The 13043-nt window shown below is 52.0% G+C and carries 18 protein-coding genes; 11 read left to right on the forward strand and 7 right to left on the reverse strand.

All coding sequences use genetic code 11. The features are described 5' to 3' along the window. Positions 1 to 4: 4 nt before the first annotated feature. The 8 genes from fliM (at position 5) to AC6I8K_RS11575 (ending at position 6764) form a co-directional block, all read left to right on the forward strand. Complete coding sequence (gene fliM / locus AC6I8K_RS11540; RefSeq protein ID WP_064739115.1) at positions 5 to 1012, forward strand: flagellar motor switch protein FliM; 1008 nt, start codon at positions 5 to 7, stop codon at positions 1010 to 1012. Beyond that, positions 1005 to 1415, forward strand: a complete 411-nt coding sequence (fliN, locus tag AC6I8K_RS11545) for a flagellar motor switch protein FliN (protein WP_007891449.1) — start codon at positions 1005 to 1007, stop codon at positions 1413 to 1415. The genes fliM and fliN overlap by 8 nt, the downstream gene beginning before the upstream one ends. A 2-nt stretch (positions 1416 to 1417) precedes the next feature. Further along, on the forward strand, positions 1418 to 1813 hold the full coding sequence (gene fliO, locus AC6I8K_RS11550; RefSeq protein ID WP_064739116.1) for a flagellar biosynthetic protein FliO: 396 nt from the start codon (positions 1418 to 1420) through the stop codon (positions 1811 to 1813). Then, positions 1813 to 2544 carry a flagellar type III secretion system pore protein FliP gene (gene fliP, locus AC6I8K_RS11555; RefSeq protein ID WP_061723562.1) on the forward strand — a complete coding sequence of 244 codons (732 nt, stop codon included), beginning with the start codon at positions 1813 to 1815 and terminating at the stop codon, positions 2542 to 2544. The genes fliO and fliP overlap by 1 nt, the downstream gene beginning before the upstream one ends. Before the next feature lie 40 nt (positions 2545 to 2584). Further along, positions 2585 to 2854, forward strand: coding sequence for a flagellar biosynthesis protein FliQ (gene fliQ, locus AC6I8K_RS11560; RefSeq protein WP_008105408.1), 270 nt, complete (start codon positions 2585 to 2587; stop codon positions 2852 to 2854). Then, on the forward strand, positions 2854 to 3642 hold the full coding sequence (fliR, locus tag AC6I8K_RS11565; protein WP_064739117.1) for a flagellar biosynthetic protein FliR: 789 nt from the start codon (positions 2854 to 2856) through the stop codon (positions 3640 to 3642). The genes fliQ and fliR overlap by 1 nt, the downstream gene beginning before the upstream one ends. A gap of 631 nt (positions 3643 to 4273) precedes the next feature. Further along, a complete protein-coding gene (rcsA, locus tag AC6I8K_RS11570) occupies positions 4274 to 4909 on the forward strand; it encodes a transcriptional regulator RcsA (RefSeq protein ID WP_064739118.1) in 636 nt (211 codons plus the stop codon). Between the two features lie 151 nt (positions 4910 to 5060). After that, positions 5061 to 6764 (forward strand): methyl-accepting chemotaxis protein, encoded by a 1704-nt coding sequence (locus AC6I8K_RS11575; protein WP_497826755.1) that lies wholly within the window; start codon positions 5061 to 5063, stop codon positions 6762 to 6764. 473 nt (positions 6765 to 7237) lie between these two features. On the opposite strand, the gene dsrB is transcribed toward AC6I8K_RS11575, so the two are convergent. Further along, positions 7238 to 7432 (reverse strand): protein DsrB, encoded by a 195-nt coding sequence (dsrB, locus tag AC6I8K_RS11580; protein ID WP_064739120.1) that lies wholly within the window; start codon positions 7430 to 7432, stop codon positions 7238 to 7240. A 68-nt stretch (positions 7433 to 7500) separates the two neighbouring features. Beyond that, positions 7501 to 7659 (reverse strand): YqaE/Pmp3 family membrane protein, encoded by a 159-nt coding sequence (locus AC6I8K_RS11585; RefSeq protein ID WP_073991665.1) that lies wholly within the window; start codon positions 7657 to 7659, stop codon positions 7501 to 7503. A gap of 310 nt (positions 7660 to 7969) precedes the next feature. Between AC6I8K_RS11585 and yodD the strand changes: the two genes are divergently transcribed. The 3 genes from yodD to AC6I8K_RS11600 all read left to right on the forward strand — a co-directional run bounded on the left by yodD (position 7970) and on the right by AC6I8K_RS11600 (position 10606). Then, complete coding sequence (yodD, locus tag AC6I8K_RS11590) at positions 7970 to 8203, forward strand: YodD family peroxide/acid resistance protein (RefSeq protein ID WP_497826756.1); 234 nt, start codon at positions 7970 to 7972, stop codon at positions 8201 to 8203. A gap of 358 nt (positions 8204 to 8561) precedes the next feature. Further along, complete coding sequence (locus AC6I8K_RS11595; protein WP_483817901.1) at positions 8562 to 9359, forward strand: mannosyl-3-phosphoglycerate phosphatase-related protein; 798 nt, start codon at positions 8562 to 8564, stop codon at positions 9357 to 9359. A 26-nt stretch (positions 9360 to 9385) separates the two neighbouring features. Then, entirely contained in the window at positions 9386 to 10606 is a 1221-nt protein-coding gene (locus AC6I8K_RS11600) for a glycosyltransferase family protein (RefSeq protein WP_483817652.1), read from the forward strand. Between the two features lie 51 nt (positions 10607 to 10657). Here AC6I8K_RS11600 and AC6I8K_RS11605 read toward each other — a convergent pair whose 3' ends face one another. The 5 genes from AC6I8K_RS11605 to AC6I8K_RS11625 all read right to left on the reverse strand — a co-directional run bounded on the left by AC6I8K_RS11605 (position 10658) and on the right by AC6I8K_RS11625 (position 12934). Further along, positions 10658 to 10837, reverse strand: a complete 180-nt coding sequence (locus AC6I8K_RS11605) for a YodC family protein (RefSeq protein ID WP_064739122.1) — start codon at positions 10835 to 10837, stop codon at positions 10658 to 10660. A 181-nt stretch (positions 10838 to 11018) separates the two neighbouring features. Continuing rightward, entirely contained in the window at positions 11019 to 11153 is a 135-nt protein-coding gene (locus tag AC6I8K_RS11610; protein ID WP_255253243.1) for a hypothetical protein, read from the reverse strand. A 44-nt stretch (positions 11154 to 11197) separates the two neighbouring features. After that, a complete protein-coding gene (locus tag AC6I8K_RS11615) occupies positions 11198 to 12100 on the reverse strand; it encodes a DUF808 domain-containing protein (protein ID WP_497826757.1) in 903 nt (300 codons plus the stop codon). Positions 12101 to 12114: 14 nt separating this feature from the next. Further along, on the reverse strand, positions 12115 to 12387 hold the full coding sequence (locus AC6I8K_RS11620; protein ID WP_483817653.1) for a hypothetical protein: 273 nt from the start codon (positions 12385 to 12387) through the stop codon (positions 12115 to 12117). 70 nt (positions 12388 to 12457) lie between these two features. Further along, the gene (locus AC6I8K_RS11625; RefSeq protein WP_064739124.1) at positions 12458 to 12934 is read right to left on the reverse strand and encodes a very short patch repair endonuclease; all 477 of its coding nucleotides are present in this window, start codon (positions 12932 to 12934) and stop codon (positions 12458 to 12460) included. Between the last annotated feature and the right edge of the window lie 109 nt (positions 12935 to 13043).

The raw sequence follows: 13043 nt of genomic DNA on the forward strand, positions 1-13043 counted from the left end.
TTTAATGGGCGATAGCATTCTCTCCCAGGCTGAGATTGACGCGCTGCTTAATGGCGACAGTGACAGTGCGGAAGTAGAGAACAGTTCCAAAGGGACCGATGGCGACATCCGTCCCTATGATCCCAATACTCAGCGCCGCGTTGTTCGTGAGCGTCTGCAGGCGCTGGAGATCATCAACGAGCGCTTTGCCCGTCATTTCCGTATGGCGCTGTTTAACCTGCTGCGCCGTAGCCCAGATATTAGTGTGGGTGCGATCAAGATTCAGCCGTATCACGAGTTTGCCCGCAACCTGCCGGTGCCAACCAACCTGAACCTGATCCACCTGAAGCCGCTGCGCGGCACGGCGCTGGTGGTGTTTTCACCGAGCCTGGTCTTTATTGCTGTCGATAACCTGTTTGGCGGCGACGGTCGTTTTCCGACCAAAGTTGAAGGACGTGAATTCACCCATACCGAACAGCGCGTGATTCGCCGCATGTTGAAGCTGGCGCTGGATGGCTACAGCGACGCATGGAAAGCGATTTATCCGCTGGAAGTGGAATATGTGCGTTCCGAGATGCAGGTGAAGTTCACCAACATCACCACTTCACCGAACGATATCGTGGTTAACACGCCTTTCCAGGTGGAGATTGGTAACCTGGTCGGTGAATTTAATATCTGTATTCCGTTTTCGATGATTGAGCCGCTGCGCGAGTTGCTGGTCAATCCCCCACTGGAAAACTCACGCCGTGAAGATAATCACTGGCGCGACAATCTGGTGAAACAGGTGCAGCACTCGGAGCTGGAGCTGATTGCCCACTTCGCTGAAACATCGCTGCGTCTGTCGCGTATTTTGCAGCTGAAACCTGGTGACGTCCTGCCCATTGAGAAGCCGGACCGCATCATTGCTCACGTCGATAGCGTGCCGGTGCTGACCAGCCAATACGGCACCATTAATGGCCAGTATGCCCTGCGTGTAGAACATTTGATTAACCCGATTTTGAATTCGCTGAACGAGGAACAGCCCGATGAGTGACAGCAAGAAACCGTCCGACGACGACATCTCCGCGGACGATCTGTGGGCTGCAGCTATGAACGAACAGACCGCGACAAGCGCGCCTGATCCAACTGAGAATGTATTCAAATCACTCGAAAATCCTGGTATCAGCGGTTCGCTGCAGGATATCGATCTGATTATGGATATCCCCGTCAAACTGACTGTCGAACTGGGCCGCACCAAGATGACCATCAAAGAGCTGCTGCGTCTGACGCAGGGTTCAGTGGTGGCGCTGGATGGCCTGGCCGGTGAGCCGCTGGATATTCTGATCAACGGGTATCTGATCGCTCAGGGTGAAGTTGTGGTGGTCAACGACAAATATGGCGTGCGCATCACCGACATCATCACCCCGTCTGAACGTATGCGTCGTCTGAGCCGTTAAGCATGTTAAAGCACACGCAAACGGAACAACCGGTTAACAGCCAGCCTGTCGTCTCGACCGGTTCGGTGATTGGCCAGGTCAGCAGCGTGCTGGCGGTGATTGTTCTGCTGATTCTCGGCTGCGGCTGGCTGGCAAAACGTCTCGGCTTTGCACCGAAAACGGTCACCGGCCAGGCGCTGAAAGTCAGCGCCACCGTGCAGGTCGGTCAGCGTGAGCGTGTGGTGATTGTGGATACCGCCGATGCGCGCTTGGTGTTGGGCGTGACCGCCCAGCAAATCACGCATCTGCACTCGTTGCCGCCGCTGCCGCCGGAAGAACAAACCGGCAGTCGCGCTGCCCCGCAGGATTTTCGTCAGCTGTTCCAGAATCTGGTTAAACGTCCCGGAAAACCACAATGATGCGTCGATTACTTCCTCTTCTGCCGCTGCTGTTGCTGGCACCGGTTGCCCATGCGCAACTGCCAGGTTTAATCAGCCAGCCCCTGGCCAACGGCGGCCAGAGCTGGTCGCTGCCGGTGCAGACGTTGGTGTTCATCACCTCGCTGACCTTTATTCCGGCAGTATTGCTGATGATGACCAGCTTCACGCGCATCATCATTGTGTTTGGTCTGCTGCGTAACGCCCTCGGCACGCCGTCTGCGCCGCCGAACCAGGTACTGCTTGGCCTGGCGCTGTTCCTGACGTTTTTCATCATGGCACCCACCTTCGACAAGATTTACTCCGACGCCTATCTACCGTTCAGCCAGGACAAAATCAGCATGGCCGACGCGATTGATAAAGGCGCGCAGCCGCTGCGCGAATTTATGCTGCGTCAAACGCGCGAAGCGGATTTAGCGCTGTTTGCCCGTCTGGCCAATACCGCGCCGATTCAGGGTCCGGAAGCGGTACCGATGCGCATTCTGCTGCCGGCGTATGTCACCAGCGAATTAAAAACCGCCTTCCAGATTGGTTTCACCGTGTTTATCCCGTTCCTGATCATCGATCTGGTGGTGGCGAGCGTGCTCATGGCGCTGGGTATGATGATGGTGCCTCCGGCCACCATTTCCCTGCCGTTCAAGCTGATGCTATTCGTGTTGGTGGATGGCTGGCAGCTGCTGGTGGGTTCACTGGCGCAAAGTTTCTACTCTTGAGTGGCATTCGCCCTCACCTTTCTTTCTCAAGGAGTGCAGCATGACACCTGAATCAGTGATGGTTATGGGCCAGGAAGCAATGCGCGTCGCCCTGTTAATGGCCGCGCCGATGTTGCTGGTGGCGTTGATCAGCGGTTTGATCATCAGTGTGTTGCAAGCGGCGACGCAGATTAACGAACAAACGCTCTCCTTTATCCCAAAGATTCTGGCGGTGGCCGCCACTGCGGTTATCGCGGGTCCGTGGATGCTTAATCTGATGCTGGATTACATCCGTACGCTGTTTAGCAATCTGCCTTACATCATTGGCTAATGATTAACCTCGACAGCAGCCAGCTGATCCATTGGGTCGCACAATTCTTCTGGCCCATGGTGCGTTTGCTGGCGCTTTTTGCCAGCGCCCCGGTGCTGAGTGAAAAATCGATTCCCAAGCGCGTCAAGATTGGACTCGCCGTGTTGACCACCTGGATCATTCTTCCGGTGCTGCCGCCGGTAGAAGCCACCTTATTCACTCCCGCAGGATTTTGGTTGCTGTTGCAACAATTGCTGATTGGCATCAGCATCGGCCTGACCATGCAGTTCGCCTTTGCGGCGGTGCGAATGGCGGGTGAAGTCATTGGTTTACAGATGGGCTTGTCCTTCGCTACCTTCTTTGATCCCGGCAGCCGCTTAAACATGCCGGTGCTGGCACGTTTTCTCGATATGCTGGCAATGCTGCTGTTCCTGACCTTCAACGGACACCTGTGGCTGATCTCGCTGTTGGTGGACAGTTTTCATACGTTACCGATCAGCGATCAGCCTTTGAACGCCAATGCCTTTATGGCGTTGGTGAAAGCCGCCGGATTAATTTTCCTTAATGGCATGATGTTAGCGCTGCCCTTAATAGTTCTGCTACTCACGCTAAACATGGCACTAGGTTTGTTAAACCGTGTTTCACCTCAGCTCTCTATCTTCGCGGTTGGCTTCCCAATTACCTTAACGGTGGGTATCCTCAGCGTGGGTATGATGATGCCGCTGCTTGCTCCCTTCTGCGAACATCTGTTTAGCGAAGTCTTTGATTTACTCGCCCAGTTTGTGTCAGAACTTTCCCGCGCTCGTTGATTAACTATTCTGTAGGCACCCTTAAGTAATAGTTAAGAAATCAAAATCAGTTAGTGCATTTACTGAACCATATTTCCCAGAAATCAACTGAGGAAATTCTGATAAATGCACATTTTTAGTGAAAATTATTCTTATTAAACCGCGCTTCGCGTATTTTAGTCAGACGATTCCTAAGGTGCTAAACCTTGTGGATCGGTTGATGAAATGCTCAAAGGGCTGTTTTTAAACAAAAAAAATTTCACAGCGATTTTTCTTGTCTAAATCCCTTTTTTACGGCATTGTCAACGCTCGCTAAAGCGTCACACTTTCGCAATTCAAATGTTTTTAAGAATTGTCCTATCAGATTTGTCTGTGATCTGCGCGATAGTGACAGGGCTCTCAAAACAGAGCGAATTAAACACTTAATGCAAATCCTTAGCCATTCCCACTATGGCTGAGATGAGAGTGACGTGGATGTACTAAAAAAAAATAACTTCGCAGCACGGTTCAGGGAAGAGTCATAATGGCGCATGGATAACTATCGCCAATCTGCAGAGCAGAATAAAAAAGTGTCTTTGGAAATTTCTCTCGTACCGCAAACGCGTATTCATCGTTGATTTAAACGGATAACAAATTGGTGAGGGTCGCTATAATGCCAACGATTATTATGGATTCATGTAATTACACACGCCTGGGTTTGTCTGACTATATGTCTGCGAAAGGAGTTAAAAAGAAAAATATTACTCCTGTATCTGACATCGACCAATTGCAACAAAGATGTGAGCAAATAAAGCCGGGCGTTGTGTTTATCAACGAAGAGTGCTTTATTCACGAATCTGATTCAAGCGATCGTATTCGTGCCATTATTATGCAGCATCCAGATACCTTATTCTTTATTTTCATGGCGATCTCGAATATCCATTTTGAGGAATACCTCTACGTTCGTAAGAACCTGATTATTACATCAAAATCGATAAAAACTTCGACGTTGGATTCCTTATTAGGAACCTATTTGCAAAAGAAACTCAATGCTTCGCCGCGTATTTCTGCTGGGCTCGACGTGCATCCACTGACATTAAGTCAGACTGAATCAAATATGCTGAAAATGTGGATGTCAGGTCATGACACCATTCAGATTTCAGACCAGATGCAAATTAAAGCTAAAACAGTTTCGTCACACAAAGGTAATATTAAACGCAAAATTAAAACCCACAATAAACAGGTTATTTATCATGTCGTACGTTTGACTGATAATGTCACCTCCGGGATTTATGTTAACGTGCGATAATTTCCTTTAGTGAATAAAAAGGCCAATCCTGCGATTGGCCTTTTTTACGATTTGTACATTATGCGACTTTGATCGCATTTTCCTGCCTAATCCTTTTCCCTACCCTGCCGATGCTTACTCTCATAACACCTACCTACATGAGAGCAAGGATATGAAAACAGCATTGATTGATGAGCAAAATAAGCTCAGCATCTGGCAGAACCTGCGCCTGATGCCTTTGTTCAGTATGATCTTTGGTGGCATTCTGCTACTTTTTGCCCTGTGCATTGCACTCGCCAGCTATTTTTTGATTCAGAGTAATAATTCATTGAACGATGCCACGGAAGAAATTCAAATCCGTATGGGCATCTCCAACAGCTCCAACCATCTGCGCACCGCGCGTCTTAATGTACTGCAATCTGGCGCCGCCGCGCGTATTGGCGAGATGGACGGTTATCGTGCCGATCTTGCGCGCACCGAGACGCGTATCAAACAAGCGCGCGAAGGTTTTAAACTCTATATGGATCGCAAGGCGAAAACGCCAGCGGACATTGCGCTCGATGAACCCCTGACCGCCAGCTTTAACGCCTACATCGATAAAGGTCTTAAGCCGATGATTGAATCGGCTAAGCAAGGCAGCTTTGAAGGCATCGTGGCGCAGGAGACGGACGTCACGCGCAAACTTGATGATGCCTATAACGCTGTACTGCTGAAGGCGATTAAAATCCGTACCGATCGCGCCGAAACAATCAATGCGGAAGCGGCTCACCAATCGCGCGTTGGCTTTATCGCCATGGCGGTAGCCTTTGCTGCGGCACTGCTGCTGGTGTTGCTGACCTTCGTGTTCCTGCGTCGCGTGGTGATCACGCCGCTGCGTCAATCTGTCGATCGTATTGAGCGTATCGCGCAAGGCGATCTTACTGCACCGGAGCAAAGCTATGGCCGCAGCGAGATTGGTAGCCTGCTGCATAACCTGCAACTGATGCAGGCCTCGCTGGTGCGCACCGTGGGAACGGTACGGGAAGGCGCCGTCGCGATTTATCAAGGTTCTAGCGAGATCTCTGCCGGTAACACCGATCTCTCTTCGCGCACTGAAGAGCAGGCTTCAGCACTGGAGCAAACGGCCGCCAGCATGGAGCAGCTGACCGCAACCGTGAAACAGAACGCCGAGAACGCCCATCACGCCAGCCAGCTGGCCGCAGATGCCTCAGGCAAAGCGCGCAGCGGCGGCGATCTGGTCAGTGGCGTGGTGCAAACCATGAACAATATTTCGGGCAGCTCGAAGAAGATTGCCGAGATCACCAACGTCATTAACAGCATCGCCTTCCAAACCAATATTCTGGCGCTGAATGCCGCCGTTGAAGCCGCGCGCGCCGGCGAACAGGGCCGTGGTTTCGCGGTCGTCGCCAGCGAAGTGCGTAATCTGGCGCAACGCAGTGCGCAGGCGGCTAAAGAGATTGAAACGCTGATCGCCGAATCGGTGGGCTTAATCACTAACGGTTCACGCCAGGTCGGTGAAGCCGGTAATACCATGGGTGAGATTGTTGAAGCCGTGCGTCGCGTGACGGATATTATGGCGGAGATCGCCGCCGCGTCTGATGAGCAGAGCCGCGGTATTCAACAGGTGAGTCTGGCGGTGACCGAAATGGATAACGTCACGCAGCAGAACGCCTCGCTGGTTGAGGAAGCTTCTTCTGCAGCCGCTTCGCTGGAAGATCAGGCGGGCAGATTGACGCAGGCGGTGGCAGTGTTTCGCTTGAATGATTCGCCGGTGGCGCAGGTGGCTAAAGCCGGGCCGTCCGCATTACGCACGCCGAATCTGGCGCCGCGTCCCACGCTGGCGACAGCCGGGAATGATAACTGGGAAACGTTTTAATCGATGGAAATAAAGAGGTCGCCATGAATGGCGTAATGCCGATCAAATAAGCAATAAGCCACTTTCGTTCGCCACTGGCTGTGGCAGTTGCAGATCAGCCGTGCGGCGACCGAGAAGAGGGCGTCTGGCCACGCCCTCTTCACTCCCGGGCCCTGCGCCAGCCCAACCCGCCGCTACGGCAGTGCATATTAAACCGCGTAATCGCTGCCTGAATTGTAGGGGCATCATTGATGGCGACCGTTACGAGTGCCGCACAAGGGTGATGTCCTTGTCGCCATAAATAGCTCATCCTCGCCATTTAAGAGATGAAAACCCTAATTGCCGAATGCACACATTGTAGCGGCGCAATTCATTGCGCGATAAATCGCGTCGCTACGGAAGGTGCGGCGATTTGATACGGCGCTTAACTGACGAGCATCACGCCATGAATGGCGACCCTACGATGTGGGGTGCGCATTACTGCGCACCTGGCTTTAAGCCTCTTGATACGGCTCAACAAAAACCCCTTCATCGTGATCGCTTTCGTTAAAGAACCAAATTCCTAGCGGGTAATCTTCTAACGCCACCAGATACATGATGCCTTCATTGAATGCTTCCACTGCCAGCACCGTACCCACACGCCGTGGGCCGCCGTCGGTTTTTACCGTAACGCGATCGTTCACCTTCATTGATTACTCTCCACAAATTGTCCTGCGACACAGTTTAACGGAAGATAATCAACACTGCCTGATCGCGATCAGCGTCGGGCGATAACCCACACCGCATGTATGATGCCCGGGATATAACCGCACAGCGTCAAGAGAATGTTAAGCCAGAAAGCACCACCGAATCCAACCTGCAGAAACACGCCTAACGGTGGCAATAAAATTGCAATCACAATGCGTAGAAAATCCATACTAACTCCCTGATAACGTTTATCAATAAGCGATAAGCATAGACGCTGCTACGCACAATGCACACTGAGGCAGGTAAAACTCTGTCAAGATGCGCTTTTTCACTTTCTTAACGTTTCGCTGAGAGACTTTTGACGTGGGCAGCTCGTACACTTCTCAGTACTGCACCAACCCCAAAGGCGCAGTCAACCTAAAAGTAACAAGGATTTTTGCCCGCGCAGCGCGGGCTTTTTTTTGCCTGTGATCAGCCTCCGCGCCCTCTTTTCATCTCCGTCTATACTCTACTGATCCGATTGCCTCTGGGAGGCCGCTATGACGACTGCAAAAGAGTACAGCGAGAATGTACAGCGCGAAGTGAATATCAATGTTGATGCGTTGCTGGAGGCGATTCAGAAGCGAACATCGGGCGAGGTCAAAGAGTTTATGGACGTCGAGCACGCGCATCGCGTCAAAGTGAGCGGTGAAACTTATGACTCTTACACCGAGTTAGCGGAAGCCTTCGAACTCGATATTCGCGATTTCTCTATCAGCGAAGTTAATCGCTGAAATCGATTTCAAAAAAATACCCGGCGGGATGGCCGGGTAAAGTCAATCAGTCAATTCGTTACACCAGGGAATTCTTAACACCCGCTCAGATTACGCCTTAGCACACTTAAGACAAGTCTTATCCCTGCATGTTAATCGAACAATAATGCATAACCTTTCGCGCGCGTCGCCTTACGGCCCGCGTCACGACTGGTTTCTGCTGTGCAAGAAATGTGCATCGCGGATCCCGCCACGTCTGGCATTTAAGAATTATCCTGGATTTCGCCGGCCGGGGTGCCGGAAAAAGTGTGATCGCGATTCCGCTATTATACTGATTACTCTTCGCTTTACGGATGCCACTGGCGTAAGGAGTGTGATGATGCTGAGTCTTAACTCTTCCCTGATGATCATTACCGATCTTGATGGCTCGTTACTGGATCATCATGACTACAACTGGGACGCGGCCAATGAATGGTTGGCGCGCCTGAAACAACATCAGATTCCCTTAGTGATGTGTTCCAGCAAAACGGCCGCAGAGATCATTCCGCTGCAAAAAAAGCTCGGTATCGTGGGTGCGCCCTTTATCGCTGAAAACGGTGCACGCGTAGCATTTGGGGGCGAACAAACACTTCCAACTGAAACCAGTGCCGCCTATCACGCGCTGTGCCAGGCGCTGCAGGCGTTACAAGCGCGATTTCGCTTCAACGGTTTTCATGAATTTAGCGATGCTGAAGTAGCGCGCTTCACCGGTTTAACCCTTACCGAAGCCAGCCAAAGTCGCCTGCGTGAAGCGTCTGAAGTGGTGCTGTGGCGCGATGATGAACATCGTTTACAGGCATTCCGCGAGGCCCTTGCCGAGCACAATCTCACCTTAACCCAAGGCGGGCGTTTCTGGCATGTGATGCCCGTCGGTACCGGAAAAGGGATTGCGCTGGCTGCAATCCAGCAGCATCTTGCCACTCAGGAAGGACAATCACGGACCACCATCGGCCTGGGCGATGGACCCAACGATATTCCGATGCTGGAGCGTGTTGATTATGCTGTGGTGATAAAAGGCTTCAGCAAAACGCCGGTAGAACTGCAACGCACGGATACCGAGAACGTTTACCACACTGCGCATGTCGGCCCACAGGGCTGGCGTGAAGGTCTGGACTATTTTCTTGCGCCTGACGATTAACGGCCAAAAAACCGAAGGATGAGACGATGAGTGATTTTTACCAGAATGGTGTCATTACTAATTTTCATAATCTCACCCACCGCAGCGTTGAATCGCTGGAAAAAGAGATGGTGCGCTTCGCGCGTAAACGCAAAATGGGGCTGATTTTACCGTCGCTGTTCTCCGAACTGGAAGGTCCGGCGCTGGATAATATTGTTAACGAGCTGGCAAAAGTGCCTTATCTGGATGAGATTGTGATTGGCCTTGACCGTGCCGACCGCGACCAGTTTCTCTTTGCACGCGAGTTTTTCTCACGTCTGCCGCAGCGCCATCGCATTTTGTGGAATGATGGGCCGCGCTTGAAAGCGCTGGATGCCGAGCTAGATAAAGAGGGTTTATCACCCAGCCAGCCCGGTAAAGGCCGCAATGTGTGGTTCTGTACCGGCTACACGCTGGCTTCCGACCGCACCCAGTGCGTGGCGCTGCACGACTGCGATATCGTCACTTATGAACGCGGCATGCTGGCACGGTTGCTCTATCCGCTGGCCAATCCATCGTTTCAGTATGAGTTTTGCAAAGGCTTTTATGCGCGCGTGGCCGACGGCAAGCTGAATGGTCGCGTTGGGCGTTTGCTGGTGGGTCCGCTGCTGCGCTCGTTGCAGAAAGTCTACGGTCACTCGGAGTATCTCGACTATCTCACCAGCTTCCGCTATCCCCTTTCTGGCGAGTTCGCCATGCGCACACACGTGCTCAACGGCATCAAAATACCTGGCGATTGGGGCTTAGAGATTGGCGTGCTGTCGGAGATTTATCGTAATTACACCACGCGCCAGACGTGTCAGGTTGAAATTGCCGATAACTATGATCACAAGCATCAACCGCTGGCCGAGGATGATGGCACCGGCGGATTGAAGCGCATGAGTAATGACATCGTGCAGTCGCTGTTGCGTAAGCTGGCGACGATGGGCGTGCCGCTCACCAGCGACTCCTTCCGCGTGTTAAAAGCCACTTATTACCGTAACGCGCTGGACATGATGGAAGTCTATAACCATGAAGCCACCATGAACGGCCTCAAGTTTGATCAGCATATTGAAGAAGCAGCGGTGGAAATGTTCACTCAGTCCATTCTCGATGCCGGACAAGCGTTTATTGAGCGACCAAATGAAAAACCGTTTATTCCGAGCTGGAGCCGCGTGCAATCGGCCTTCCCGGATATTTTGCAGCGTATTTATCAGGCGGTTGAAGAGGATAATGACGGCAAAGTATGATGCGGTGAGTGAGGACCACATTCGGGACGACGGGCATCGTCCCGAATGTGTTTAACTGGCCAGCTGTTGCGCGGTGGATAAGTGACTGAGTTCATCACTGTGGAACGCCTCACGTCGCACGCTGTAACCATCATACCAACGACACTCGACCATTCCGCTGGCATAGCCGGTCACCACCATCGTGGGTCCGCCCTGTTTGTGCTGAACTTCGTCACTGATTGCAAAGATCATACCGCACCTCCCTCTTTCATCGTTAAATGACCGAATTAAGGTATAGCAGCTGCAACCGAATTTTTCCTATACGATAAATCTATTAGTGCTACTAAATCGGAATAAGCAGTTAAAAACTCTGTAAATAAAAAAGCCGACAAAATTTATTGTCGGCTTTGATAACACGTCCTGGACAGGAAAATTAGATTTTGCAGCCTTCGCAATCCGCTTCGTCACTGATGTCAGCGGGGACTTCGTTGGCTTTTTCTGCCGCTTTGGCTTCCGCCTGTTCCAGCTGTGCATCGATATCAAATTCAAACATATCGTCGTTCATCATCGTTCTCCTGACCGTGATTAGAAATTTACAGCGCTTTATAACTGCTAGCCGCGCAGCTTAGCAATCAGATTTACGCCTAACAGCACGATCGACCCAATGATAAAGCCGATCACCAGATTGGCGCCGTTGCTCAGCAGCGCGGAAACAAACCCGTTGAAGCCGCTGCTGTATTCCGTGATGGCGTGATGGAGCGGCGTAATGCCGTGCACCACAATGCCGCCACCGACCAGGAACATCGCGATGGTGCCAATTAGCGTTAAGGCTTTCATCAGCCACGGTGCCAGCGCCAGCAATACGCCACCGATCGCCTGCGCCACCGTTGACGATTTCTCCTTCAGCCAGAAGCCGAGATCGTCAATTTTCACAATCATCGCCACGATGCCGTAAACGCCGATGGTCACCACAATCGCCACGCCCGCCAGAATCAGCACCTGATTCAGCAGCGGCGCCTCCGAGACGATGCCCAGCGTAATGGCAACGATCTCCGCCGAGAGGATAAAGTCAGTGCGCACCGCGCCCTTCACTTTGTCCTTTTCAAACTGGCCAGCGTCCTGCTGCGCCAGTTTGTCGAGACGCTGCTGACGCGCCTCCGGGCTCTGCTCGGCCTGATCGTGATTAAGGCTATGCAGCACTTTCTCCACACCTTCGTAGCAGAGATACGCGCCGCCAATCATCAGCAGCGGCGTAATTAACCAGGGCGCAAAAGCCGAGATCAATAACGCCAGCGGCACCAGAATGAGTTTATTGAGAAAGGAGCCTTTTGCAACGCTCCATACTACGGGCAATTCACGGTTGGCTTTGACGCCGCTAACCTGTTGCGCATTCAACGACAGATCGTCGCCCAATACGCCTGCGGTCTTCTTTGCCGCAACTTTGCCCATTACTGAGATATCGTCGAGCAGTGTTGCAATATCGTCCAGAAGCGTGAGTAAACTGGTTCCTGCCAAAGTGGTATTCCTTATTATTCCGGTTCGTGATCCTGACAACAGGGGCAACGCTCAATCGCCGTCACTGACATATCGGCGATGCCCGCACAGTCCCATTCGACGCGTAACGGCCCCGTCAGATCCCCGGCATGCAAATACTTGCTCACCGGACTTTCCGTCATACCGCTGATCTCCTCGGTAGCTACCAGCCGATCGCCAAGATAAATGCGCGCCGTGGCTTGGGTATTCACCATCCGCTCATCGCGGAGTTGATACAGGCGCTTAACGGTAAGTTTGATGCTGCTCATGGCTTCATTCCGCGTCCCAGAGAAAGGGAAGATCTAAACTGTTATGGCGGCTAAAAGCAACAATCTCGCGTTATTCATCGCGATAGTGATGCAATCCCTGATGGTCGATTTCGCTGCTGTCGGTCGCGGCCAGCAGCCACTCTTCTAAACGTTCGATCAACGCGCTGTCCTCCAGCTGCAGTTTGCCGCGCAGCGCGCACTCCCAAACAATCAGTACTTTCCAACCTCCTTCGCGTAGTTGCTCGATGTAACGCCGGTCGCGTTCAACGTTACTGTTAATTTTGCCACTCCAGAATTCGGTACGCGTGGCGGGCATTTTGAATAAGTAGCAGTGATGACGATGCCAGAAGCAGCCATGGACAAAAATAATCGCTTTCTCGGCGGGCAGGACAAAATCCGGGCGGCCCGGCAGCGCTTTATCCTGCACGCGATAGGTAAAACCACGATCTTTAAGGATCAAGGCAATACGCTGTTCAATCGCGGTATCCTGATTGCGAATGGCGCGCATGTTTTTACTGCGAATGGCTTGCGAGTGAACGTCTGCCATAGCGTCTCCTTGTTATTGCGCTTCTTCAACTTTAGCGGTTTAGGCCAAAAGCGAAAGCACAGGGTACGCCAATTTCCTCGTTGCGTGATGAGTGTTAGCATAGCCACTT

Source organism: Pantoea sp. X-Soil-ISGK-421, from assembly GCF_059730785.1.